Origin of the sequence: Pelodictyon luteolum DSM 273, assembly GCF_000012485.1 — a bacterium.
GTDB lineage: Bacteria > Bacteroidota > Chlorobiia > Chlorobiales > Chlorobiaceae > Chlorobium > Chlorobium luteolum.
Window position 1 is genome coordinate 1,501,091 of the sequence record NC_007512.1, and the last position, 23,866, is coordinate 1,524,956.

At 58.0% G+C, this 23,866-nt stretch carries 25 protein-coding genes; 17 read left to right on the forward strand and 8 right to left on the reverse strand.

Annotation, left to right across the window (positions count from 1 at the left end):
- Positions 1-9 precede the first annotated feature (9 nt).
- From purQ to PLUT_RS06885, 5 genes are all read right to left on the reverse strand, one after another.
- The gene (gene purQ, locus PLUT_RS06865) at positions 10-705 is read right to left on the reverse strand and encodes a phosphoribosylformylglycinamidine synthase subunit PurQ (RefSeq protein WP_011358056.1); all 696 of its coding nucleotides are present in this window, start codon (positions 703-705) and stop codon (positions 10-12) included.
- A 40-nt stretch (positions 706-745) separates the two neighbouring features.
- The gene (gene purS, locus PLUT_RS06870; protein ID WP_011358057.1) at positions 746-997 is read right to left on the reverse strand and encodes a phosphoribosylformylglycinamidine synthase subunit PurS; all 252 of its coding nucleotides are present in this window, start codon (positions 995-997) and stop codon (positions 746-748) included.
- 30 nt (positions 998-1,027) lie between these two features.
- Positions 1,028-1,828, reverse strand: a complete 801-nt coding sequence (pssA, locus tag PLUT_RS06875; protein ID WP_011358058.1) for a CDP-diacylglycerol--serine O-phosphatidyltransferase — start codon at positions 1,826-1,828, stop codon at positions 1,028-1,030.
- A gap of 103 nt (positions 1,829-1,931) precedes the next feature.
- Positions 1,932-2,765, reverse strand: coding sequence for a 3-methyl-2-oxobutanoate hydroxymethyltransferase (gene panB, locus PLUT_RS06880; protein WP_011358059.1), 834 nt, complete (start codon positions 2,763-2,765; stop codon positions 1,932-1,934).
- The gene (locus PLUT_RS06885) at positions 2,762-3,607 is read right to left on the reverse strand and encodes a lipoate--protein ligase family protein (protein ID WP_011358060.1); all 846 of its coding nucleotides are present in this window, start codon (positions 3,605-3,607) and stop codon (positions 2,762-2,764) included. Before PLUT_RS06885 ends, panB begins: the two co-directional genes overlap by 4 nt.
- Before the next feature lie 290 nt (positions 3,608-3,897).
- Here PLUT_RS06885 and PLUT_RS06895 point away from each other — a divergent pair, with 290 nt between their 5' ends.
- The 10 genes from PLUT_RS06895 to PLUT_RS06940 all read left to right on the forward strand — a co-directional run bounded on the left by PLUT_RS06895 (position 3,898) and on the right by PLUT_RS06940 (position 13,375).
- On the forward strand, positions 3,898-4,317 hold the full coding sequence (locus PLUT_RS06895) for a CoA-binding protein (protein ID WP_011358061.1): 420 nt from the start codon (positions 3,898-3,900) through the stop codon (positions 4,315-4,317).
- Positions 4,318-4,343: 26 nt separating this feature from the next.
- Positions 4,344-5,429 carry a D-alanine--D-alanine ligase family protein gene (locus PLUT_RS06900; protein WP_011358062.1) on the forward strand — a complete coding sequence of 362 codons (1,086 nt, stop codon included), beginning with the start codon at positions 4,344-4,346 and terminating at the stop codon, positions 5,427-5,429.
- Between the two features lie 7 nt (positions 5,430-5,436).
- On the forward strand, positions 5,437-6,054 hold the full coding sequence (locus PLUT_RS06905; protein ID WP_011358063.1) for a hypothetical protein: 618 nt from the start codon (positions 5,437-5,439) through the stop codon (positions 6,052-6,054).
- 186 nt (positions 6,055-6,240) lie between these two features.
- Entirely contained in the window at positions 6,241-7,632 is a 1,392-nt protein-coding gene (locus PLUT_RS06910) for a TolC family protein (protein ID WP_011358064.1), read from the forward strand.
- Between the two features lie 10 nt (positions 7,633-7,642).
- Positions 7,643-8,875: an efflux RND transporter periplasmic adaptor subunit gene (locus PLUT_RS06915; protein ID WP_011358065.1), complete on the forward strand. Its 1,233-nt coding sequence runs from the start codon at positions 7,643-7,645 to the stop codon at positions 8,873-8,875.
- Positions 8,876-8,900: 25 nt separating this feature from the next.
- Entirely contained in the window at positions 8,901-9,590 is a 690-nt protein-coding gene (locus PLUT_RS06920) for an ABC transporter ATP-binding protein (protein WP_041463855.1), read from the forward strand.
- A complete protein-coding gene (locus tag PLUT_RS06925) occupies positions 9,587-10,852 on the forward strand; it encodes an ABC transporter permease (RefSeq protein WP_011358067.1) in 1,266 nt (421 codons plus the stop codon). The genes PLUT_RS06920 and PLUT_RS06925 overlap by 4 nt, the downstream gene beginning before the upstream one ends.
- Before the next feature lie 8 nt (positions 10,853-10,860).
- Positions 10,861-12,096 carry an ABC transporter permease gene (locus PLUT_RS06930; RefSeq protein ID WP_011358068.1) on the forward strand — a complete coding sequence of 412 codons (1,236 nt, stop codon included), beginning with the start codon at positions 10,861-10,863 and terminating at the stop codon, positions 12,094-12,096.
- Between the two features lie 81 nt (positions 12,097-12,177).
- Positions 12,178-12,867, forward strand: a complete 690-nt coding sequence (locus tag PLUT_RS06935) for an OmpA family protein (protein ID WP_011358069.1) — start codon at positions 12,178-12,180, stop codon at positions 12,865-12,867.
- Positions 12,868-12,979: 112 nt separating this feature from the next.
- Complete coding sequence (locus PLUT_RS06940) at positions 12,980-13,375, forward strand: hypothetical protein (protein ID WP_011358070.1); 396 nt, start codon at positions 12,980-12,982, stop codon at positions 13,373-13,375.
- Between the two features lie 41 nt (positions 13,376-13,416).
- Here the strand turns inward: PLUT_RS06940 and lpxD are convergent, their stop codons facing one another.
- Complete coding sequence (gene lpxD / locus PLUT_RS06945) at positions 13,417-14,475, reverse strand: UDP-3-O-(3-hydroxymyristoyl)glucosamine N-acyltransferase (RefSeq protein WP_011358071.1); 1,059 nt, start codon at positions 14,473-14,475, stop codon at positions 13,417-13,419.
- Positions 14,476-14,652: 177 nt separating this feature from the next.
- Between lpxD and PLUT_RS06950 the strand changes: the two genes are divergently transcribed.
- The 5 genes from PLUT_RS06950 (at position 14,653) to PLUT_RS06970 (ending at position 18,927) form a co-directional block, all read left to right on the forward strand.
- Positions 14,653-15,624 (forward strand): ribose-phosphate pyrophosphokinase, encoded by a 972-nt coding sequence (locus PLUT_RS06950; protein WP_011358072.1) that lies wholly within the window; start codon positions 14,653-14,655, stop codon positions 15,622-15,624.
- A gap of 28 nt (positions 15,625-15,652) precedes the next feature.
- The gene (locus tag PLUT_RS06955) at positions 15,653-16,261 is read left to right on the forward strand and encodes a 50S ribosomal protein L25/general stress protein Ctc (protein ID WP_011358073.1); all 609 of its coding nucleotides are present in this window, start codon (positions 15,653-15,655) and stop codon (positions 16,259-16,261) included.
- Between the two features lie 163 nt (positions 16,262-16,424).
- Complete coding sequence (locus tag PLUT_RS06960; protein ID WP_011358074.1) at positions 16,425-17,864, forward strand: ABC transporter permease; 1,440 nt, start codon at positions 16,425-16,427, stop codon at positions 17,862-17,864.
- On the forward strand, positions 17,861-18,658 hold the full coding sequence (locus PLUT_RS06965) for an NUDIX hydrolase (protein ID WP_011358075.1): 798 nt from the start codon (positions 17,861-17,863) through the stop codon (positions 18,656-18,658). The genes PLUT_RS06960 and PLUT_RS06965 overlap by 4 nt, the downstream gene beginning before the upstream one ends.
- Positions 18,655-18,927, forward strand: a complete 273-nt coding sequence (locus tag PLUT_RS06970; RefSeq protein WP_011358076.1) for a hypothetical protein — start codon at positions 18,655-18,657, stop codon at positions 18,925-18,927. The genes PLUT_RS06965 and PLUT_RS06970 overlap by 4 nt, the downstream gene beginning before the upstream one ends.
- Before the next feature lie 11 nt (positions 18,928-18,938).
- Here the strand turns inward: PLUT_RS06970 and PLUT_RS06975 are convergent, their stop codons facing one another.
- The gene (locus PLUT_RS06975) at positions 18,939-21,218 is read right to left on the reverse strand and encodes a ComEC/Rec2 family competence protein (RefSeq protein WP_011358077.1); all 2,280 of its coding nucleotides are present in this window, start codon (positions 21,216-21,218) and stop codon (positions 18,939-18,941) included.
- A 25-nt stretch (positions 21,219-21,243) separates the two neighbouring features.
- Here PLUT_RS06975 and metF point away from each other — a divergent pair, with 25 nt between their 5' ends.
- Positions 21,244-22,113: a methylenetetrahydrofolate reductase [NAD(P)H] gene (metF, locus tag PLUT_RS06980; RefSeq protein ID WP_011358078.1), complete on the forward strand. Its 870-nt coding sequence runs from the start codon at positions 21,244-21,246 to the stop codon at positions 22,111-22,113.
- Between the two features lie 56 nt (positions 22,114-22,169).
- On the opposite strand, the gene lysA is transcribed toward metF, so the two are convergent.
- Complete coding sequence (gene lysA, locus PLUT_RS06985) at positions 22,170-23,420, reverse strand: diaminopimelate decarboxylase (RefSeq protein WP_011358079.1); 1,251 nt, start codon at positions 23,418-23,420, stop codon at positions 22,170-22,172.
- A gap of 273 nt (positions 23,421-23,693) precedes the next feature.
- Here lysA and PLUT_RS11525 point away from each other — a divergent pair, with 273 nt between their 5' ends.
- On the forward strand, positions 23,694-23,849 hold the full coding sequence (locus PLUT_RS11525) for a DUF2934 domain-containing protein (protein WP_081423687.1): 156 nt from the start codon (positions 23,694-23,696) through the stop codon (positions 23,847-23,849).
- Positions 23,850-23,866 lie beyond the last annotated feature (17 nt).

Here is a 23,866-nt window from a genome sequence, read left to right on the forward strand (position 1 = left end):
TGGCGGGAGTTAAAGTTGCCGGAAGAGAGATGCGAAGAGGCGCCGTCCGTCTTCGGAACCGAGCAGTTTTTCGCTGGCGCGCTCGGGATGCGGCATGAGGCCGAGTACATTGCCATTGCGGTTCATGATGCCGGCAATGTTTCCAACCGAACCGTTGGGATTGGCCTCATCACTGACATGGCCCTCACGATCGGTATAACGGAACACCACCTGGTCATGCTCCTCAAGGCTTTCAATCACCTCGGGCGGGGCAAAATAATTGCCCTCCCCGTGGGCGATCGGGATGCTGAGCACCTCATCCTCACGGTAGAGACCTGTAAACATGGTGTTGCTGTTCACCGGACGGATGTACGTGTCGCGGCAGAGGAATTTCTTGTCACGGTTTCTGGAGAGCGCACCATCAAGCAGTCCGCTCTCAAGCAGCACCTGGAAGCCATTGCAGATACCGAGCACAGGAAGCCCTTTTCCTGCAGCATCGACCACCTCCTGCATGATGGGCGAAAAGCGAGCGATGGAACCGGCGCGGAGATAGTCGCCATAGGAAAAGCCGCCGGGAAGGATGATCGCCTTAGCCCCCTGGAGGTCATGCGAGCCGTGCCAGAGCATGACGGGTTTCACGCCCTCGAACGATGCGACGGCATGCATGGTGTCATGATCACAGTTCGATCCGGGGAACACAACGACCCCTATGGTGATGTCAGCCATGTGTAGTAGCGAATTTGGTGGGTGAGCTGAAAACCGGCACTCAGGCTTTTTCCAGTTCGAATGAATAATTTTCCATAACGGGGTTCGAAAGCAGCTTCAGGCAGATTTCGTTGCAGATGCGTTCGGCTGCAAGGGCATCGTCTTCATTGATGCTCACCTCGATGTACTTGCCGATCCTTGCCGAACCCACGCTGCCGTAACCAAGGTTCAGGAGGGCATGCTCAACGGCTTTTCCCTGGACATCAAGAATGGACTGGCGGAGCGTCACCTTAATCTTAGCGGTATATGCCATGGTCGGAACAGGTGGTTTATTGGTGGAGATTCAGCCGGCCCGCTGCCGCACGAGCAGCATCAGCGAGCGCAGGATACCGAGCAGAATATACAACAACATGGCAAGAAAAAAAGCCTTCGACTGAAAGACAAGAACCGAGAATCCGGCCAGGGCGTAGAGCGCCATCTGAAACGGCCTCTGGCGGATTGATTCTACGGTCGGCTTGGGAAGAGCGTCGTAATTGACCTTGCTCACCATGAGCAGCGCCAGCGTCACCGACAGCCATGCAATTACTGTCGGCATCATCTCAACGGGGAAAAAGCGTTCGGACTGCATCCAGAGGACAAAGCCCGAAATGGTCAGGGCCTGGGCGGGGGTCGGAAGCCCCGAAAACGAATCCTTGCTGTAGCCGATCATGCTGATGTTGAAGCGGGCCAGCCGGAGCCCGCTGCCAATCATGATGAGGGCGCTCACCGCGATGCCGAGCATGCCCGGCATCCCCTCGAGCCCGAATTTATAGACCAGGTATGCAGGAGCTGCGCCGAAGGAAACAAGGTCGGAGAGTGAATCGAGCTCAAATCCGAAATCGGAGATTCCGTTGGTGGCCCGGGCGACGAATCCGTCAACGGTATCGAAAAAAGCCGCAAGGATGATGAACCAGCAGGCTGCCACATAACTGCCCTCGCCGGACATGACGATGGAGGCGTAGCCTGAAACCATGTTCATCACGGTGAAGACGGAAGGGAAAAACGAACGGGAAACGAAGCCGAAACGCTGCGGCCGCACACCGGACTCCTCCGTAATGAAGGGCGGATAGTGTTTCGAAGCATTACTGTTGGGGGGGTCGGCCATAGAGGATAATCAATTCAATCATGAAAATCGGCAGCCTGGAGCACGCCGTATAAAGTACAATGTTTCACCGGAGCTGTAAAGCTCCGTGGCCATTTCAGGAGGCTCAGTAGCTTTCATCGACCGAGGGAAATCCGCCGCTCCGCACATCCTCCACATACTGCCGGACGGCCTGTTCGATGACGGTGTTGAGATCGGCGTACTGGCGGACGAACCGTGGATGGAACTCCCTGTTGAGGCCGAGGATATCATTGACGACGAGTACCTGCCCGTCACACTCAGCCCCGGCACCGATACCGATTGTCGGAATGGAAAGCAGGCGGGAGATCTCAGCGGCAAGGCCGGCAGGAATCTTTTCAAGCACAACGGCAAACGCGCCCGATCGCTCGAGCGTCACTGCATCCTCGAGCAGTTCTTCGGCTTCGGCCGGATCTTCGGCCCGCACCTTGTAGCTGCCGTATTTATAGATGGACTGGGGCATCAGGCCGAGATGGCCCATCACCGGTATGCCCGCATCGGTGATGCGCCTGACGGTATCGGCGATGGTGCGCCCGCCCTCCATCTTGACGGCATCGCACTCATGCTCCTTCATGATCTTGCCGGCATTGCGAAGCGCATCTTCCGGCGAGAGCTGATAGCTCATGAACGGCATGTCCACGACAACCATGGCCCTGCTGGTTTCAGCCTGCACCCCGCGCACGACCCCCTTGGCATGGTAGATCAACTCATCGACGGTGATGGGGAGCGTGGTGTTGTGGCCTGAAAAGACATTGCTGGCAGAATCACCCACCAGGATGACATCAATGCCGGCCCGGTCGAGGATCCTGGCCATGGTATAGTCGTAGGCGGTCAGAACGGATATCTTCTCACCGTTCTGCTTCATGTCGTAGAGTCGCCTCGTGGTGACATGGGCTGCCTTCTGCTGTGAATTTTTGTTCATGGTGCCAAGCTCTCCGTGATGGATGAAGGTAAAAGCCGTCCGTCGGGCCCCGGTGCCCCGGGAGACCGAAGCCGCACCGGCGCACTGCCGCCATGGGTTTCAAGTGCGGCAAGCATCAGCTCCACAAGCCGCCCGTAGGATGGAATGTAACCAAGAATCTCCTCAAGGGAAACGGTTTTCCGCTCCATCTCCGCCCTCAGATCTTCTGCATCCGCAATCCCACCCCCCGGAACGTACCGGGAAAGGTCCATGTGACGGCGGGACAACGGCAGCGAACCGTGCTGGAGCAGCACCCTTCCGCTTCTACGCTGCGCCGACCCCACCAGCTTCCGTCCGTCAACCTGCAGTTCATGGCGCGCCGAGGCGGTGAAGCATGCAACAGGAGCCGTGACGCCGCGGGCGGGCAGGGTCGAGCGGCAGAACTCTGCATGGACACCGAGCCCTTCAAGCGCAATCCGTATAACTTCATGCACATGACGATACAGCTCGGTGTTCTCTTCGGGAGAATCCGCAATAAAACTGTAGGTAAATTCCTCGCCATGCAGGACCGCCCTGCCGCCGGTCGGCCGCCTCACGACATCAATACCCTCCATCCGGCACCTCCCGGTATCGAAAAGAGCGATATCCTGATTGTAGCCGATGGTAAGGGCATGGGGCCGCCAGCCGTAAAACCGCCAGAGGCAGCTCCCCTCCCCGAACTCTTTCTGGAAGAGACCATCGGCGAACGCCTGCATCATGCGGCGGTCGAACGCCATGTTCTCCTCCCCGGTCCCGAAACCGGTGTCGATAGCCAGTACCGCTGAAAAAGAGGGATGCACGGCAGTCAGTCGTTCTTCAGACATTTATCGTTACGGACAGTATGGGGACAGCGCCAGATGGAGCCGGTCTCGATAATGCCTAAGATAGCCCAAAAAGTACGCGTCGGCAATACGCAGGACGGATCGGTCCCCCGCAACCGTCGTGGGACCCCGGGAAAACAGACGACAGGACTGATGCAGAAAAAAAAGCAGTTTCAGGACCTTATTGTGGCCCGAAGCATTGTTTGTCTCCTCCTCGAGGGGTATTTTCATGAAAAATCTGGTCTGCCCCGCACCCGGCCGCCAGCTTTGTAACATATTCCCCGGCAGATGACATGGGAACACCAGCTCCCTCCATAGAGGACATACTCGGCACATGCCGCGTCCTGGCCATCGTCGGGCTCTCACCGAAGCCGGAACGGCCTTCAAATGCCGTGGCGCGCTACATGATTGCCGCCGGATACACCCTCATCCCCGTCAACCCCGGCCAGACAACGATCCTCGGGCTCCCCTGCTATCCGTCCCTCAAGGCGCTGCCCCCGGAAATTGCCGAATCGGTGGAAATCGTCAACATTTTCCGCAAACCCGCAGATATCCCGCCAGTCGTCGACGAAGCCATTGCCATCGGGGCGAAAGTGATATGGATGCAGCTGGGCATCACCAATGAACCCGCTGCAGAAAAAGCCCGTCAGGCCGGCATCTCCGTCGTACAGAACCGGTGCATTTCGGTTGAACACCAGCGACACTTCATTTGAACCAAGAACACCCGCCGCAGACCACCATGCACCATACAACCGTAGCCCTCCTGTTCGGAGGCCGCTCTCTAGAGCATGAAATATCGGTCATTTCCGCCCGCGCTGTGGCCGCCAACATCGACCGGGACCGCTACCGGGTTCTAGCGGTCTACATCACCCGTGATGGCGGGTGGTATGCCGGCGGAGTAGCCGAACAGATTCTCAAGCTTGACATCGCCGACCTCATCCGCACCACATCGCTTGAAGCCACAGCCGCAACCCTGCGTGAAATGGTGGCGGCATCGGCAGAGCCGCCCTTCAACTTTGATTTCCGGGGTATCGACGTCGCATTTCCGGTTCTGCACGGCTCTTACGGAGAAGACGGCCGGGTGCAGGGCCTGCTTGAAACCCTGCAGGTGCCCTGCACCGGCTGCGGGGTCCTTGCGTCTGCCCTCACCATGGACAAAGCGCTGACGAAACTCGCTGCCGCCGATGCAGGCCTTGCCGTTGCAGTGTCGGTGACCGTCATGAGCCATGCCTACCGCCGTGACCCTGAAGCAACGCACAGGCTGGCCGTTGCATCACTCTCGTTCCCGATGTTCGTTAAACCCGTCAGCCTCGGTTCATCGGTCGGCATAACCAAAGTGAACTCCGAAAGCGAGCTCGCTGAAGCCATCACCCATGCCTGCAGCCTGGACTCGAAGGTACTGATTGAACAGGCCGTCAAAGGCCGGGAAGTGGAAGTCGCCGTCATCGGCAATGACACCCTGGAAGCTTCGCCCTGCGGGGAAATCGAACCCGGCAGCGAATTCTACGACTACGAAGACAAATACATCCACGACACAGCGAAACTCTTCATTCCCGCCCGAATACCCGGCGATCTGCAGGAAAAGGTCAGGGAGGCTGCGCTCTGTGCCTACCGGGCGCTTGGATGCCGAGGAATGTCGAGGGTCGACTTTTTCGTCGACGAAACCACCGGAAGCATCGTCTTCAATGAAATCAACACCATCCCCGGCTTCACACCGGTCAGCATGTACCCCCGGCTCATGGCGGCTGCCGGAACCGGGTTCATGGAACTGACGGACCGCCTGATCCGCCTTGCAATGGAACCTGAAGCGGGGGCGTCCGCCTGAAAAAGCCATGCAAGGCAACAACACCACAGCACGTATCCGGAACCCCCATCTTTTTTTTGCGGAAGTATCGCTTGACATTTCCCGGGGAGAGTACCAGATGGCACTTGAGCGCCTCAGCCCCCAACGGGAGATGTTCGGGGACTCATACCTCTTCAGTCTCCTCTATGCACGAGCGCTGCGGGGCCTCGGCAGCACCTTGAACGCCATGGACCACCTCAGGAAATGCTGTGCAATCGCACCCGCAAATCAAGTGGCCCGGAGGGAGCTGCAGGAACTCTATACCGCACCTCCCGAAGCGGCAGGGCCGGAAAGCGAAGCACCGTCGATGGGAGAAGCCGGATTCGACCGGGTGACGGCCGAACTCGAAGAGCTCTCGGAAGCCCTCCTGCACTTCGAACCATTAATGACATCGGAAACCGCCGATCCCACCCCCATCGTCGAACAGAAAATGCCCTTCTCCGACGAAGAGGCGATTGAGGTGCCCACCGAGACACTTGCCCAGCTCTTCAGCATGCAGGGCGCGACGAAAAAGGCCATCAAGGTCTATACCCAGCTCATCCGTCTGCAGCCGGAAAAAGCTGCCGGTTACATGCGGAAAATCGATACCCTGCTTGAAAAGCTCTGAGGATCTGCAGCGCTTCGACATCTCCTTCACACGGAAACTTTTCAGCCGATTCGGCGGTAGTAATCTCCATATGTCCCATATGCTTACGGCGGCTTTGCCTGCAGTTGGCTATATTGAGTTTGAAGGGCAACAGCTTGCAGCATGAACCGCTCCGACTGCCCGTAAACCTGTAGCGCATTACCAACATTGACTTCTACACTACGCTCCTTCATCGCCGCAGCCATCATCCTTCTTGCTCCGCCCTTTACCCTGCGGGCAGCTGAAGCAGAGCCGCCGGCCCGGCTCACGCTGAAAGAGTGCGTCAGGGAAGCTCTTGCCACCGCCTCAGAGGGCAAAAAAGCAGAAAACGCCCTGCAGCTCCAGGCAACCGACGTGCTCCGGAGGTATGGACGGTTTCTTCCGGGCGTAACGGCATCGGCCACATACTCGCCTTACAGCCGGGCAAAAGCCTACTCGCCAGCTACCACTCTGGCGGATTACACAACGACCTCAACAGAATCTGCCACTGCCACCCTGACGGCGAGCCTGAACCTGTTCAACGGCTTCAGCGACTACTCTGCGCTGCAGGCGGCCCTGAAAACAAAACGCGCCCTCGGCTACAGCCTCACGAGAGCCTATGAAACCATAGCCTACGACGTAACCCAGACCTACTACCAGGCCCTCCTCGACCGGGAGCTCCAGGCAATTGCCGAAGAGGACCTGCTGGCATCGGAAGACCAGCTGAAGCTGACCGAGAACCAGTTCAGGGTGGGACTTAAATCCATGACCGAACGCTACCAACAGGAAGCCGAAGTAGCCTCGAGGCGTCTTGCATCCATCCAGGCTGAAGCCAGAGCGCAGAGAAGCCTCCTTGAGCTCCTGCGGCGCATCAACCGGACCCCCGCCGTCCCGGTCACCCTCGCCGACGCTCCCGAAGGAACCGGAACCATGCCGCCGTACCTTCCTGCGCTTGACTCCCTCATGACGACGGCCTTCCAAAAAAGACAGGACCTCATCGGAAGCGAACTCGAAGCACGTGCTGCCCGCTGGCAGGTCCGTGAAGCCCGGGGCCAGCGCCTGCCATCCCTTGATGCCACCTGGACCCTCTCGAGCGGTGGGTCCCGCTACCTCAGCGGATCAACCATTACATATCCTACGCCGACCCTTGACGACCAGCTTGAGCGTTCCATCGGCCAGTCGGTCTCCATCGGCCTCAGCTGGACCATCTTTGACGGCTGGCAGACCGGGTACCTGGTGCAGTCCGCCAAAATCGGCTGGCTCAACAAGTCCCTCGACTACAACGACCTGCGTCGCGACATTGCAATCGATCTCGGTCAGGCATATAACGACTTCCGCTCAGCCCGGATGCAGACGGAAACCGCCCAAATCAGCCTGAAAGCCGCACAGTCCGCATATCTGGCGGTCAGAAAGAAATACGAGCTCGGTGCTGCCGGGTTCGTCGACCTCTCCACCGCCCGAGCCGCACTGTTCAGCGCCCGCTCAAGCCTCACACAGGCGCGCTACAACCTTGAGCTCCAGAAGAATGTGATTGCCTATGCCACCGGCACCCTTGAGCTGCCCATGAATCCCCAACCCTGAGAGAGAACCGATGAACAGGAAAAAATCGTCCACGAAAAGAAACCGGCTCCTCCTTATGGGTGCGGCCGCCATTGCCGCGCTCGCCGTTCTTGCCGCACTCTTGTTCGGGAGGCAAAAGCCGGTCGAGGTGACACTTGAACCCGTATTCCGCAAGGAGGTCATTCACCTCGTCACCGCAACAGGCAAAATCCAGCCCGAAACCGATCTGGCAATCTCCCCTGACGTCTCGGGTGAAATCATTGAACTGCCGGTCAGCGAAGGCCAGCAGGTCAAAAAAGGGGCACTGCTCTTCAAGATCCAGCCGGACGTCTACATCAACCAGGTCGAACAGAGTCTGGCGCAACTCAACCAGGCAAAGTCACTGAGCCTCGAAACCCGATCGAAACAGGTCAAGGCAGAGGATGATTTCCGCAAGGCATCCATCCTCTTCAATGAGAAGCTTATCTCGGAAAGCGACTACATCTCAGCCAGAACCAATGCCCAGGCGGCGCGTGCCGCCTATCAGTCGTCACAGTATGCCATCGCCCAGAACCGCAGCCTGCTCGACCAGAACCAGGACCGGCTGAAAAAAACCGTCGTTCCGGCGCCGATCAGTGGCTCGATAATCTCGCTCCAGAGCAAGCTCGGTGAGCGTGTAGTCGGTACAGGACAGTTCCCGGGTACCGAAGTGATGCGCCTTGCCGATCTCGACAGCATGCAGGTCGAGGTGGAAGTGAACGAAAACGACATCGTCAACGTGCGACTCGGCAATCCCGTCTCGGTGACCGTCGATGCATACGGCAAACGGGTCTTCCGGGGAACCGTGCATGAGATCGCCAATTCTGCCATTTCAACGGCCGCCGGCACGCAGGAAGAGGCCACCAACTTTTCGGTCAAGGTGCGCATCTTCAACCACGAACGCCTCCTCAAGCCCGGCATGAGCGCCACGGCGGACATTGAATCCGAACGGGTACCCGATGCTCTGGTGGTCCCCATCCAGAGCGTAACATTGAGGTCACCGAAAGCGGAAAGCGGCAGAAAAAAAGATGACGCCCCGGGAAAGCATCAGGAGGAAAGCCGGCAGGGGGTCTTCGTCTTCAAAAACAACCGGGTCAGTTTCGTGCCGGTCACTACAGGAACGACCGACAACACCCACATCGTCATCACCGGAGGACTGAAGGAGGGCGAACGGGTGGTTTCTGGCAGTTACACAGCCATCAGCACCCAGCTTCAGGATGGAGAGAAGGTCCGTCTCGCAGAGTAAAGAGAGAGCAAGAACCCTACGCCCTATGCCGTCAAATGCAGTCATCACCATGCAGTCGCTCTCGAGGTATTACGAAATGGGGGACCAGATCGTCAAGGCACTCGACAACGTCAGCCTCGAGTTCCTGAAAAACGATTATGCCGCAATCATGGGGCCCTCCGGCAGCGGCAAATCCACCCTCATGAACATCATAGGCTGCCTCGACACGCCAACCTCCGGAACCTACGACCTGAACGGCCAGAATGTCGCCGACATGGACGATGACGAACTGGCCCGCATCAGGAACCGTGAAATCGGCTTTGTATTCCAGACCTTCAACCTTCTCCCCCGCCTCAACTGCCTCCAGAACGTTGAGCTGCCGCTGATATACGCCGGTATCGACCCTTCAGAACGGAGGGAGCGGGCCGAATCGGCGCTTACCCGGGTAGGGCTCGCCGACCGTATCACCCACCGCCCCACAGAACTCTCGGGAGGGCAGATCCAGCGTGTTGCCATCGCCAGGGCGCTCATCAACAAGCCATCGATAATCCTTGCCGATGAACCGACCGGCAATCTCGATACCGCCACAAGCCACGACATCATGGAAATCTTCGGCGAACTCTCCAGGGCGGGAAACACCATTATCCTGATCACCCACGAGGAGGATATCGCGCACTGCACGTCAAGGATCATAAGGCTGCGCGATGGAAAGATAGAAAGCGACGAACGGCGATGAACGACGGCATGCACCGTTTCCGTTACGAATCGGCGGAAAGTTTCAGGATGGCCCTGTTCCAGATTAGGGACAATAAGATCCGCTCGTTCCTCACCGCGCTCGGCGTCATTATCGGCATCGTGGCCATCACCATGATGGGAACGGCCATCAACGGCATCGACAGCGGTTTTGAACGGAGTCTGGCCATGCTCGGATACGACGTCGTCTATGTACAGAAATCATCCTGGAGCACCATGGGCCAGTGGTGGCGCTACCGCAACAGGCCCGACTTGAAAACAGGCTACAGCGAAACCATCAACCGCATCATCGAAAGCAACCCCCGCTCGGAGCTCTCGGTCGCCGTCCCCCAGATATCGACCTACCAGGCCTCGGTCCGCTACCTCGGCCAGACGGTCGAGCAGGCATTCGCGCTCGGCACCAACGAGGATTACCTCCAGACCGCCTCCGGCGACCTTGCCGAAGGACGGTTCTTCACCCCCGGTGAGGCTGCCTCAGGCGATAGGGTCGCGGTCATCGGCGACGACATTTCGAGCGGACTTTTCGGTGAAGCATCTGCCGTCGGACGCACCATCATGCTGAAAAACACCCGCTTCCGGGTTGTCGGCACATTCCGCAAACAGGGGAAGTTCCTCGGGCTCTTCAGCTTCGACAACCAGATCATCATGCCCCTCGGCGCATTCGAGCGGGTCTACGGCAAGAACGCGTTCGTCACCATGCGGGTGAAAATACGGGACCAGAGCCGCGTTGCGGAAGCAAAGGAGGAACTGCTCGGCATCATGCGCCGTATCCGGCGCCTCGCCCCCGGAATGGAGGATGATTTTGCAATCAACGAACAGAAAGCCTTCAAAAGCCAGCTCGACCCCATCAAGAACGGCATTGCCGCCGCAGGCATATTCATCACCGGCATGTCGCTTTTCGTAGGAGCCATCGGCATCATGAACATCACCTTCGTCAGCGTCAGGGAGCGAACCCGCGAAATCGGCCTCCGCAAGGCGCTCGGGGCCAGGCGGAAGACCATTCTCATGCAGTTCCTCATCGAATCGGTGATGATCTGCCTCATCGGCGGCTTCATCGGACTCCTGACCGCCCTTGGCATCACGCTGGCCATAGGCAGAATCGTACCGGACTTCCCGGTCAGCTTCTCACTCGGCCTCTTGACAGCAGGACTCATCGTGTCCGTGGCCACCGGCATCGTTTCGGGACTGGCACCGGCCGTCACGGCCTCAAAACTTGATCCGGCCGACTCGCTCCGCCATGAATAAGAACGCCCATGTCACTCATTGAAATCATCCGGCAGGCCGTCTCATCACTCGCCGCCAACAAACTCCGCTCATGGCTGACCCTTATGGGCGTGGCCGTCGGGGTCTTTTCGATCATTGCCGTAATGACCACCATCGACGCCCTCGACAGGAGTGTAGAGTCAGGGCTGGCGAGCCTCGGAGCCAACACCTTCCAGATCCAGAAATATCCCGCCACCGTCTTCGGCAGCGGTCATAGAAGGAACATCTACGTAAACCGGCAGGACATCACCTGGAGGGAGGCCCAGGCGTTCAGGAAAACCATGGAACAGAAGGCGCGCACCATCGGCTTTATCATCTCCAGCCAGGCCAACCAGGCCAAGTCCGGCGACAGAACGACCAATCCCGATGTGGTGCTTACCGGCGGAGATGAACACTTCGCGGCATCAAACGGGTTCGACGTCAAGATTGGGCGCAACCTCACTCCGAACGACATCCGGTCTGCGAAAAACACCGCCATACTCGGCAGCGATCTGGCCGAGGCGCTCTTCCCGGCAAGTGATAGCCCCATCGCCAAACAGGTCCGCATCGGCGGGGAGGTATACACCGTCAGCGGCGTCTTCACAAAAAAAGGTGCCGCGTTCGGCCAGAGCCAGGACAACTTCATGCTGATCCCGATCACCCGCTACATCAGCCATGTCAATGAAAAAAGCAGCCTCGGCATAACGGTGGAAGCCTGGTCGCAGAAAGAGTACGCCCGGACACTCGATCATGCCATCGGAGCGATGCGCCTGGCAAGGGGACTTGGCGTCAGGGAGGAAAACGACTTTGAAATCAGGACGAATGAATCGCTGGTGGAATCCTTCCGCGACATCAAGCGCTCCATCAGCATCGGAGCCTTCATCATCAGCTTCATGGCGCTCCTGACGGCAGGAGTCGGCATCATGAACATCATGCTGGTCAGCGTCACCGAACGGACCAGGGAGATCGGCATCCGCAAATCGATCGGAGCCCCGAAAAGCAGCATACTTCGTCAGTTCCTCTATGAAGCACTGCTTCTTTCGCTTGCAGGAGGCCTCATCGGAGCAGCCGCAGGAGCCGGTGCCGGCAACATCGTGGCGATAAACCTCCAGCTCCCGCCCGTCATCCCCATCCTCTGGGTCGCCGTATCCATGGCGGTATGCTCGGCCATCGGGGTGGCATTCGGGCTCTTCCCCGCCTGGAAAGCTGCGAACCTCGACCCTGTCGAAGCACTCAGAGGGAAATAACTCTCGAAAATAATCCCGGCGGTTTCATATATTTTATATATGCAGTACGTATAGAACAGTGAAACATAAACCGCAGACACCATGACACACCTGCTGAAACTGACCCGACCCCTCGCATTCATCCTCATCCTTGCAACCGCCACCATGACATGGGGCTGCGAATCAACCAGCCGCACCGGGCGTGGTGCCGGCATAGGAGCTACGGCGGGGGGTGTACTCGGCGGCATCATCGGAAGCCGTTCGGGAAGCTGGGTAAAGGGCGCGTTGATCGGCGCGGCCGTCGGTGGCGCAGCTGGAGCGCTCATCGGCAACTACATGGACAAGCAGGCAGCCGAGATTGACCGCGATGTCGATGGTGCGAGGGTCGAGCGGGTCGGTGAAAGCATCCGGGTAGTCTTCGATTCAGGCATCCTCTTCACGACAGGATCAGCCACCATCACGTCCACAAGCCGGTACAACATCGAGAAACTTGCAAGGATCCTCAACCGCTACCCTGACACGAACATGGTCATCGAAGGCCATACCGACTCAATCGGCAGCGAAACACAGAACCAGCTGCTTTCCGAACGGCGTGCCGAATCGGTGGCAACCCTCCTGAAAACCTACGGCGTCTCCAGCTCCCGCCTCTCACCGGTCGGATACGGTGAAACACGCCCGGTCGCATCGAACGAAACCGAAACGGGACGCAGGCAGAACCGCAGGGTAGAGGTGCTGATCTATGCGAATGACGACCTGAAAGATCAGGCCCAAAGCGGCGAATTGAGGATGTAGGGACAGCTGGTCCGAAGGGATGGGATTTAAGAAATCCCGCCGCAGTTGATGTGGCGGGATTTTTTTATCTTCACGCAGGAGAACCTTCATACGGAACCAACAACGATCCCACATGACACACTTCAAGACTGCTGAAGAGATCCTTTTCGGATGGGTCACAAGAGTATGCAGCGCCAATCCCGATGAAATCGCCGCCCTCTACCATGAAAACGCGGTGCTCATTCCGACATTTTCCCCCCATACGGTCATGGGACCCGTAGCCATCCGGGAATACTTCGCACAGCTGGCGACAAGGGAGGGAATGGGCGTGAGACTGCACAGCAAGGCGCTCCGCAAGCACATCCTGAGCGACTCGATCTCCACAATCAGCGGCATCTATTCCTTTGAATTCGAGGTAGACGGGGTGCTGCTCAGTTTCCCGTCGCGCTTCAGTTTCGTCGTGGACATAACCCAGCCGAAGCCTATCATCCACCACCACTCCTCGCAGGTGCCGAGGAATCTCTCCTGAGTGAGCGGAAACGAGCCTTACTAGAGCAGGCGCTCATCGGGTCAGTCCCGTGAAGCGCCCTGCTCTTTGAGTTCCCTGTCGATGCGATCAATCTTCTCCTTCATCGATCCGAGATGGCGGAGCATTGCCTCATGGCGAAGCTGTTCGCGCATAGGCTGGGCAGGATAGCCGCGGAGAGCCGTTCCCGGCTCAAGAAAGGATTTCGACACCCCGGCCTGGGCTGCCACGTGGGTGCGGTCGGCAAGCTCGAGATGGCCGGCAAAACCCGCCTGCCCGCCGATCATGCAGCCGCGGCCCATGATGGTGCTTCCTGAAATGCCCGCCTGAGCGGCAATGACGGTGTGTTCGCCGATGCGGCAGTTGTGCGCCACCTGCACCAGGTTGTCGACCTTCACCCCTTTTGCAATCACGGTGCTGCCCATGGTGGCGCGGTCGATCGTGGCGTTGGCGCCGATTTCGGCATCGTCGCCGATCTCAACGACCCCCATCTGCGGAATCTTCACATAGGAACCATCAGGCTGAGGAGCGAATCCGAATCCGTCAGCACCGATGACGCTGCCGGCATGGATGACCACCCGGTCGCCGATGAGGGTTCCATCGTAAATGGTGACCTGAGGAAAGATGGTGCAGCCCTCACCGATCTTCACGTCATGCATGATGACGGCGTTCGGAGCGATCACCGTTCCGGCGCCTATCGAGCACCGGTCGCCGATTACCGCGTGCTCACCGACCGCAACCCCCTCGCCGAGCGATACCCCCCCGCCAATCGCCGCCGTCGGTGCAACGCCCGGCTTGGCAAGCGTTCTCGGGCGGGCAAATTTCTGGAGCACAAAAACAAAAGCGGTATAGGGATCGGACACCTTCAGGAACGAGCGTTCTCCGGCGTAAAGGGAGACATCGACGGAGCGGTGGACGATGACCAGCGATGCCGAGGTGAGGGAAAGGTAGCGGAGATACTTCTCATTTGCTATGAAGCTGACCTCGCCCCGGGCAGCAGACTCGATTTTGGCCGGCCCGGCTATCACGGCATCACCCTCACCAACCAGTTCAACAGGATCGAAAAACTGGGTAAGGTACTGGCGGATTTCTTGAATGGTCATGTCTCTGGAGCTATGGGGTCGTGGCAAAAAGAGGAAAAAAAAATTAATTTTTAACCCGTTTTCATTATATTCGGAGTCCCTGTAAGTGTATCGGACCTTGAAGGATGGCTGAGGATACCGCGGGGCTTTGAAGTACTGCCATAATATAACCCGTTTCATCCGAAAATGCAGGACACGATGGCAAAACCCATTAAAATTTTTGCAGGCCGCAGTAACCCGGCGCTTGCAGAAAAGATTGCCGCCTATCTCGACATGCCCCTTTGCAACGCAAAGGCGGAGAACTTCTCCGATGGCGAGATTTCCGTCAACTATTTCGAGTCGATCCGGGGCTCCGACATGTTCATCATCCAGTCGACCAACCCCCCGGCCGACAGCCTGATGGAACTGCTCATCATGATCGACGCCGCAAGGCGCTCTTCCGCGGCAAGGATTACCGCCGTCATCCCCTATTACGGATACGCGCGCCAGGATCGAAAGGACAAGCCGAGGGTGGCCATCACGGCAAAGCTTGTAGCCAACCTCCTCACCGAGGCCGGCGCAAACCGCATCCTGACCATGGATCTCCATGCAGCGCAGATCCAGGGCTTCTTCGACATTCCCTTCGACCATCTCTACTCAAGCGTCGTCCTCATCGAGTACGTCCGTCACAAGGAGTTCCGCGACAACCTGGTGGTCGCATCCCCTGACGTCGGTGGCGTAAAGCTCGCCAGGAAGTTCGCCGAAGAGCTCGGCACCGACCTTGTCATTGTCGACAAACGGCGCCCCAAGGCCAATGTAGCTGAAGTCATGAACATCATCGGTGACGTCAGCGGCAAGAACGTACTGCTCGTCGATGACATGATCGACACGGCCGGAACCCTCGTCAACGCAGCCAAAGCCATCCGGGAAGCCGGCGGCCTGAAGATATACGCCGCAGCCACCCACCCGATCCTGTCGGGACCGGCCATCGAGAGAATCAATGCCTCGATACTTGAGAAGGTCATCGTCACCGATTCGGTGGTCACCGGCCACGAATACTCGCCGAAAATCGAAACCGTCACGGTCAGCAACCTGTTCGGCGAGGCGATCAAACGCATTTATGAAGATGATTCCGTCAGCTGCCTGTTCGACAGCAAGAACATCACCCAGAAAATCACGAACAACCACTAAACACTAGCGATAAGAGGATAGGAAGAGCATGGAAACAATAGTACTCGGGGTCGCTCCTCGTGAAATCAAGAAGAATGCAGCTGGAAAGCTCCGCAAAACTGGCGAAGTGCCTGCCGTCGTCTACCATAAAGGTGAGGCAACCATTGCGGTGAGCGTCAATGAAATTGCGCTCAACAAATTGGTGCACTCGGCAGAATCGCACATCATCGACCTGAAATTCCCTGACGGGAACGTCAAGCGCTCCTTCATCAAGGACGTGCAGTTCGACCCCGTCACCGACAGAGTCATCCACACCGACTTCCAGCTGGTTTCGGCCAACGAGGTCATCGAGATGGATGTGCCGGTTGCTGTGGAAGGTGATGCCATCGGTGTTGAAAAGGGCGGCAAGCTCCAGATTATCCGCCACAGCCTCACCGTTAAAGGCAAGCCCGGAGACATGCCTGCGCACGTCACAATCGATGTCACGGCACTCGAGATCGGCCACAGCATCCACGTCAGGGAGATCCCTGCCACAGCGTTCCCCGGACTCGAAATCATGGATGACCGCGACACTCCTGTCGTCACCGTCCTTGCATCGAAGAAAGAGGCCGAAGCGACAGAGGCAGTTGCCGGCGCTACCCCGGAAGGCGCAGCCTGACAGGTCAGGACACCGGACCGTTTTTCTACAGGAAAGCCGCTCTCCAGAAAGGAAGGCGGCTTTTTTTGTTTTTTTTCTGTAATATTGTTGGCCCCGCACCTGCACTGCCTCGACTAACCGTGCGAGAGGGCCCTACAGCAAGCCAGAGCGAAAAAGCGACAGCGTGAAACCAGATACCCTTCCGTCGGCATACAGGCCAGATCCCGCCCAGAAGCCAAAGGGCCGGGGATGGTTTATTCCATCGGCACTCGCCATTTTCCTCATCATCCTTTTTAGGGAATCGCAGCTCGTCGCCCTCAGCTTCCGCTCCCTCATGACGTCCGGAGCCCTTCTGCTCATTGACCCCTCGGCCCTCGGCAGCATCTTCACCCCCGAAATAACGGCGTTCTGGATTGCAGCGTTCTACCTCATTCTTGCACCCGCCATCCTCGGCCTGATCCTCTGGAAACAAAGATCGAATAAAAACCAGCAGGAAGCCCGTCCCGAAGAAGAAAGCCTCAGGAACATCAGCCTCAGGGCCTTCATGCGGCAGAAAATCGCCCTTTATGCATCGGCCATCATTTTCGTGCTCTATTCCGTGGCATTTCTTGCCCCGTTTCTCGCTCCGTTCAGCCCTTACGACCAGCAGGATTTCCTCGTCACCGCATACAAGCCTCCCCTGACCGAGCTTGAGGCACTTGTGCTCAAGCAGTCGAAAACCCTTGAAATCCCCCTGCAGGAAGGAAGCGGCATAGCCGTCGACCTCGCCAACAGCCTCGTTACGGACTTCCGTGCCCTCAAAACCCGGAACCTCCCCAATGCCATCCGCTTTGTCGATGAATACCGGATTGAAAACGGAACCGTCACCTACCGCCAGGGCATGCGGACAAAGACAATGCCGGTCGAAGAGCTCAAAGACCCCCTGCACCCCGCCCTCAGCCGGACATTCGTTCTCGGAACAGACCAGTACGGGCGCGACATCCTGAGCCGGCTCATATACGGTTCACGCATCTCGCTCTCGATCGGGTTTCTGGTCGTATTGATCTCCGTGACCCTCGGTACCGTTGTGGGCGTTACATCGGGCTACTTCGGGGGATGGATCGATGCGGTCTCGATGCGCATCGTCGATGTCCTGATTGCTTTTCCTGCGCTCTTTCTCATCCTCATCATCATCGCGACCTTCGGCAACTCCATCTACCTCATCGTCATCACCCTCTCATTTACCGGCTGGATGGGCGTAGCGCGCATTGTCCGCAGCCAGGTACTCTCCTTGAAGGAACAGGAGTTCATTCTCGCAGCACGCTCGCTCGGGCTTTCGCACCTGCGGATCATTTTCCGGCACCTAGCCCCCAACACCCTCACCCCTGTCATCATCGCCGCTACCCTGCGCATCGGCAGCATCATCCTCACCGAAGCGGGGCTCTCGTTTCTCGGCCTCGGGGTCCAGCCTCCCGTTCCAAGCTGGGGGAACATCATCAACGAAGGGCGCGACAGCCTGCTGAACCACTGGTGGATATCGACCTTCCCCGGCATCGCCATCCTCATCACCGTCGTCTGCTTCAACCTGATCGGAGACGGGGTGCGCGATGCCCTTGACCCGAGAATGCGGGGGCAGGACGCATGAGGCTGAAAAACAGCCGGAAGTCCGATGAATGTCTGAACAGCCGGAAGTCCGATGAATGTCTGAACAGCCGGAAGTCCGATGAATGTCTGAACAGCCGGAAGTCTGATGAATGTCTGAACAGCCGGAAGTCTGATGAATGTCTGAACAGCCGGAAGTCTGATGAATGTCTGAACAGCCGGAAGTCCGATGAAGAATGCACTGGAAGCGATGAACCGCAGCCGTGGACGATCCTCGGCACCGAGTACCTGCACAGGGAACCGTGGTTGACCCTGCGTCGCGATCGAGTAAAGCTCCAGAATGGCAAAGTCATCGACGACTATTTCGTGCAGGAATTTCCCCCGTGGGTCAATGTCATCGCCGTGTGCGAAAACGGCCGCATCGTGCTCATCCGCCAGTACCGCCACGGTATCGGGAAAGTCTATTATGAACTGCCCGCCGGTGTACACGACCGGGAGGGCGAAAGCCTGCTTGAGGCTGCCCGTCGTGAACTACGGGAGGAGACAGGCTACGGCGGAGGCCGCTGGACCCGGTGGATGGAGCTCAGCGCCAACCCGGCGCTACAGGATAATATCTCAACGACCTTCCTTGCCGAAGGAGTGAAAGCACTCGGCAGCCAGGAACTCGATGCCACCGAGGAGATTTCGGTCACATCCGTCACCCCCGAAGACCTCTTGAGAATCATCGACAATGGCCAGATGGTGCAGGCACTCCACACAGCCCCGCTGCTCCGCTATCTCATGACAGGCGGAAACGGCGGACTCGGCAGAGGGAGCTTCGGAAAGGAGAACGGATGAAAAAAACAGCACAGCTGGCGTTGCTTGAAGCCGCCCTCCGAAAAGAAGGCTACAGGCTCCGCTATGAAAAAGGCAACTTCCTCGGTGGCGACTGCAGGCTTCGTGAAGACCGTGTGGTCGTCGTCAACAAGTTCCTGCCGATTGAGGGAAAACTCATCACCCTTGCCAAAGTCATTGGCAAAATCAACCCGCCCGGGCTCTCTCCAGACGTCGGCGCCGTCATCGACAAAATGCTCAACAGCGGACTCTTCGGCAGAAATAAAGCCTGATTTATCCAGTCTTACCTGAACACCGCCTGTGCCGTTTTCGAACGGATTTGCACCCGGGGGTTCCGCCGGGCAAAACTGCCAAGAAAACCCCTCTCTTTTTTAGGCATCAGCGGACCCGGTATGAGAATACAGCTGCCGGGCGCAACATCGCCAATCCAGCCTGACAACGCCGCCTCGTCTTTCCGCCTAAACCGGTGCAGCCGAACCACGGCAATGTCAGCGCGCCGCAATGCCCCACCCGAAGTGAAGAGCCCCTCTAAACCCTTCACCATAAGCAGCGAACGATGGCGGCTCCATACCCGGAGCACACCCCCTGCTGGACGGAATGCGACAATGGAAGGCAGAGAGAGCACGCTGTCGGCCGAGAGCATTAGACGTGCAACGGGTACACGGGAGATCACGGAGTCCTTGAGCGCAAACGCTACAGCCGCACTGAGGGGGGGAAGGCCATACCCTTGCGCCTGATTTGCTATGCGCCCGAAGGCGCGTTCATCCCGACCGGCATCTATCATCACGCTCTCCCTGCCGGAACTGAACAGCATCGCGACATCCCTGCCGAGGTTGACCGTCACGGCCGAAGGCGGACCAGCCAACCCGCCTGAAAACAGTGGCACCCAGACGAGGATGTCAGCCACGGCGAGCAGCAGCAAGACGGCTCCTGCTCGCCTTGCGGACATCATAAACAGCAGCAGTGCGGCAAGGAGCGCATACCAGACCAGCGCACCCGCTGCGCCAACACTGAAGGGCACCGAAGCAAAGGGCACAGCGCTGAACCACCTGGCCGCATCAATGGCAAGGCCCGAAAAATAGACTGCCGAAGAAGCAAAGAGGGACGCAACCGGGCCTGAAACGAGGTTCACGAGGAGCATCGGCAGGAGGGCGTAGACCATCAGTGATGAGAAAAAGACGACCGGCAGGTTGGCTGCGATTCCAACGATCGAGACACTGCCGAAATACATGGCGATGACGGGAGCGACCCCCACGGTCGCTGCAACCGTCAGGGAAAGGCTTCCACGGAGTGCATGCCATCCGCCGGCCAGAAGCCCGCCTCCGCTCCCGGCTGGCGGATGCAGCCTCGGAAGAAGGAGGAGTATGCCGGCAACGGCTCCATTGGTCATCTGGAAGCCCGGATTGAACAGTTCAAGGGGATCGAACGAAAGGAGGAGAACATCGGCAAGAGCGAGGGAGTTCAGGGGAAAAGCCTTTCTGCCCGACACTCCGCCCCCGAGCAGCGCCATCGTCATGAGGGAGGCACGCCGCACCGAAGGCGCGCCGCCGGCCACCGAACCGTAGATGATGAGCACAAAGGCCGTCAAAAGAAAAACTGCCCAGCGTCCGGGACCCGTCACCCGAAGGCGGTGCAGGAGCAGATTGACAACAAGCACAATAAGACCGACATGGAGCCCCGACACGGCGAGGATGTGCGCAGTTCCTGTCCTCTGGAACGCTTCACCGAGATCCTCATCCAGCCCTGCCCTTTGCCCGACCAGCACCCCTGCCATGAACTGACGGCGGGGACCGTCAGGGAAAAACTCCCCAAGGGTGTTGATGACATAGTCGTGGACAGGATCCACGAACAACCGGTCGAACGTCCCGATGTCGCGACCTCCCTCATGCAGGATCTGCCATGGGCCCTGGCAGTAGATCGATGCCGAAACACGCTGCAGGCGTGCTCTCCGGTGCGGATCGAACTCGCCGCGATTGGCCGGGCCGCCCGGGATCCCCACCGCCCCTCTGACCAGCACCAGATCCCCGTCCCGGAGCGGGAGCACCTCCGCCTTCGGGTTCCTGACGTAGACGGAAGCCCTGTCATGCATCGCTTTTTCCGCCCCGTCCGCGTAAATGCTCGAAATATCCAGAACGAATGCGGTGCCGCGAGAGGAAACTGCCGGACGCCCATCGATCCTGCCTGATACCACGACAGAGCTGCCGGCCTGCTCAAGCAGGCCCCGGCGGGGTACATGATTGAAAAGAAAGTCACCATACGCGCCAAACGCCGTAAAAACCAGGGCCAGATAGAAGATCGTCGTGAAAGGATCGGGAAAACGGCCGGAAGGACGGCGGAAGCTGAGAGCAAGTCCGATCGCAGTCAGGGCAAGTGCCACACTGAATGCCACAATCCATATGTCAAGGGAAAAGGGGTGGCGGGTTCCGGCGAGAATGCCGGCAACAACAGCAGCAAGAAGGCGGAGCGCAGGATAGGGAGCAAGCCCGGAGGAGGGGGGTGCATGGAACGGGCGTATAATTTTTACGCGCCCTAAGCCATTGTTTCGTATATTCTTCTTTTTCAAAGAAAGCTCCTAACCCACTGTGTGCATGCTGGTCAAAGAGATCCTGAACACGGCCGAAAAGCCGGTATTCAGTTTTGAGTTCTTCCCCCCGAAAAAAGATGAAGATTGGGAGACGCTGTTCGACACCATCAAAGCTCTCTCCCCCCTGAACCCTTCCTATGTCAGCGTCACATACGGCGCAGGCGGTTCAACCCGTACCCGCACCCATGATCTGGTGACCCGCATCCAGAAAGAAACCGGCCTGTCGGTCGTTTCACACCTGACCTGCATCGCTTCAAGCAGGGAAGAGACCGGAATCATCCTCGAAAACTACCGCCGGCACGGCATCAACAATGTCCTAGCCCTCAGGGGCGACAAGCCTGCCGGAGCCGCCACGCTTGCTGAAGCCATAAAGGATTTCCCCCACGCCATCGACCTGGTAGGGTTCATAAAATCCAACTACCCCGACTTCGGTGTCGGCGTAGCAGGGTTCCCCGAAGGCCATCCCGAAACGCCAAACAGGCTTACGGAAATAGAGTATCTGAAGGAAAAAGTAGATGCCGGTGCAGACTACATCGTCACCCAGCTTTTCTTTGACAACCGGGACTTTTTCGATTTCAGGGACCGCTGCAGACTTGCAGGCATCACGGTACCGATCATTGCCGGCATCATGCCGGTGACGACGAAGAAAGGCATGATCAGAATGTCCGAACTCGCTCTCGGTGCACGGATTCCCGCTCCTCTTCAGGAAAAAGTGATGGCTGCCTCAAGCGAGGGCGAAGTTGCCTCGATCGGCATAGAGTGGGCAACCTGTCAGGTCCAGGAGCTTGTCGACAACCATGTCCGCGGCATCCATTTCTACACCCTGAACATGGCCGACGCCACCCTCAGGATCTTCAGGAACCTCCACGCCTGAGCCGTATTCACCGTTCACCGTTCCGGTCCGGATCCCGAACCGGAATCTCCCTCCCTCTACACTTCATTCTGAATCAGCTGTTCAAAGCTTTCACGGCGGCGGATGACCTGCACGTCACTCCCCTCCACCATAACCTCGGCAGGACGAAGCCGTCCATTGTAGTTGCTTGACATCACCGCGCCATAAGCGCCGACCGTCATCACGGCAAGCAGCTCGCCTTCAGGGGCATCGCCGATGGCACGCTGGCGCGCAAAAAAGTCACTGGACTCGCAGATCGGACCCACCACATCGGCAACAACCGTTTCATCATGACGGGTCACGCTGAGCACCTCATGATGCGACTGGTACAGCGCCGGACGGATCAGCTCCGTCATGCCGCCGTCGACAACAAAGAACTCCTTCCCGGTATGGTTGCGCTTCCGGTACAGAATCCTGGTCAGGAGCACAGAAGCATTGGCAAGCAGAAACCTGCCCGGCTCAAAAATAACCTTCACGCCGGTAGGCTTCAGCATCGGAATGATCTTGTCGGCAAAGCGGTCGAGCGGGGTCTCGGGTTTCATCGGGTCGTAGGTTGCAGGGAACCCGCCACCGATGTCAAGGAACTCCACCCCAAAGCCCTTACTGCGTGAATAATTGAAGATATCGAGCAGTTTGGTAATGGCTGCGACATAGAACTCGGGGTCAAAAATCTGCGATCCGATATGCATGTCGAGCCCCACCAGGCGGACATGCTGCAGCTCACCGAGAAGCGAGAACACCTCGGGAAGTTCAGCCTCGTCGATGCCGAACTTCTCCTTGCTGTCGCCGGTCGTGATGTAGGGGTGGGTTTCAGCGGTGACATTGGGGTTGATGCGCAGGGCAACAGGTGCCGTGAGGCCTCGTTCTGCGGCAATGGCATCGATTGCCCGGAGCTCCGAGAGCGACTCGGCTTTCAGCATGAGCACACCGCTCAGAAGCGCGTAGGAAATCTCATCGGGGCGTTTGCCGACACCGGCGAAAATGATCCGGCTGCCGGGAACCCCGGCCTTAAGGGCTCGGAACAGCTCACCGGCGGAATTGACGTCGCACCCGCATCCAAGATCGCCAAGGGTCTTTATGACACTGAGATTGAAATTGGCCTTCACCGAATAGCATGTGAAGTGTTCAAGACCGGAAAAAGCCGCTTCAAATTCGCGGTACCGGTCTTCGATGCTATGCTTCGAAGTGACGTAGAGAGGGGTCCCCCACCTGGAGGCCAAATCTTTAAGGGCGACGCCTTCACAGAAGAGCGCTCCGTTGTCGTAGTGGAATGCAGTGCGGTCAAGCAAGATGCAGCAGAATTTTGTGGTTGTCAATGGAAAGTAACTGGGTACTGAATAATGAAGATACCAAAATTCCCCCGGTTTTCGGAGCAGTCCCCCAAACCTCCGGAGCTCCGGGTGCATAAGCCGGAGGAAATCCTCACTGCCGCCGGAACCAAATCAGAGCGAAGGCTGTTTTTGAAACGCCTGCAGCCATAACGGTATGGCTGCAGGCACGCGCAGTATGATGATGACCCGAAGTGGTGCTTGATATCATGAAACCAATCAACAGGAGAGAACATGTCGAACAAGAGAAACGAAGAGATGCCCGAACAACAGGTCAACAGGGAAGAGGAAGTCAGGCTTGCGGCTTACTACCTCTGGGAACAGAAAGGCAGGAGGATCGGTTGCGAGGTTGAGGACTGGCTTGAGGCCGAACAATGCCTTATGCAGTAGGCTGCAATACCTGCAGA

Coding starts and splice junctions, on each gene's coding strand:
- purQ (WP_011358056.1), bottom strand. CDS start 705: ATGGCTGACATCACCATAGGGGTCGTTGTGTTCCCCGGATCGAACTGT.
- purS (WP_011358057.1), bottom strand. CDS start 997: ATGGCATATACCGCTAAGATTAAGGTGACGCTCCGCCAGTCCATTCTT.
- pssA (WP_011358058.1), bottom strand. CDS start 1,828: ATGGCCGACCCCCCCAACAGTAATGCTTCGAAACACTATCCGCCCTTC.
- panB (WP_011358059.1), bottom strand. CDS start 2,765: ATGAACAAAAATTCACAGCAGAAGGCAGCCCATGTCACCACGAGGCGA.
- PLUT_RS06885 (WP_011358060.1), bottom strand. CDS start 3,607: ATGTCTGAAGAACGACTGACTGCCGTGCATCCCTCTTTTTCAGCGGTA.
- PLUT_RS06895 (WP_011358061.1), top strand. CDS start 3,898: ATGGGAACACCAGCTCCCTCCATAGAGGACATACTCGGCACATGCCGC.
- PLUT_RS06900 (WP_011358062.1), top strand. CDS start 4,344: ATGCACCATACAACCGTAGCCCTCCTGTTCGGAGGCCGCTCTCTAGAG.
- PLUT_RS06905 (WP_011358063.1), top strand. CDS start 5,437: ATGCAAGGCAACAACACCACAGCACGTATCCGGAACCCCCATCTTTTT.
- PLUT_RS06915 (WP_011358065.1), top strand. CDS start 7,643: ATGAACAGGAAAAAATCGTCCACGAAAAGAAACCGGCTCCTCCTTATG.
- PLUT_RS06920 (WP_041463855.1), top strand. CDS start 8,901: ATGCCGTCAAATGCAGTCATCACCATGCAGTCGCTCTCGAGGTATTAC.
- PLUT_RS06925 (WP_011358067.1), top strand. CDS start 9,587: ATGAACGACGGCATGCACCGTTTCCGTTACGAATCGGCGGAAAGTTTC.
- PLUT_RS06930 (WP_011358068.1), top strand. CDS start 10,861: ATGTCACTCATTGAAATCATCCGGCAGGCCGTCTCATCACTCGCCGCC.
- PLUT_RS06935 (WP_011358069.1), top strand. CDS start 12,178: ATGACACACCTGCTGAAACTGACCCGACCCCTCGCATTCATCCTCATC.
- PLUT_RS06940 (WP_011358070.1), top strand. CDS start 12,980: ATGACACACTTCAAGACTGCTGAAGAGATCCTTTTCGGATGGGTCACA.
- lpxD (WP_011358071.1), bottom strand. CDS start 14,475: ATGACCATTCAAGAAATCCGCCAGTACCTTACCCAGTTTTTCGATCCT.
- PLUT_RS06950 (WP_011358072.1), top strand. CDS start 14,653: ATGGCAAAACCCATTAAAATTTTTGCAGGCCGCAGTAACCCGGCGCTT.
- PLUT_RS06955 (WP_011358073.1), top strand. CDS start 15,653: ATGGAAACAATAGTACTCGGGGTCGCTCCTCGTGAAATCAAGAAGAAT.
- PLUT_RS06965 (WP_011358075.1), top strand. CDS start 17,861: ATGAGGCTGAAAAACAGCCGGAAGTCCGATGAATGTCTGAACAGCCGG.
- PLUT_RS06970 (WP_011358076.1), top strand. CDS start 18,655: ATGAAAAAAACAGCACAGCTGGCGTTGCTTGAAGCCGCCCTCCGAAAA.
- metF (WP_011358078.1), top strand. CDS start 21,244: ATGCTGGTCAAAGAGATCCTGAACACGGCCGAAAAGCCGGTATTCAGT.
- PLUT_RS11525 (WP_081423687.1), top strand. CDS start 23,694: ATGTCGAACAAGAGAAACGAAGAGATGCCCGAACAACAGGTCAACAGG.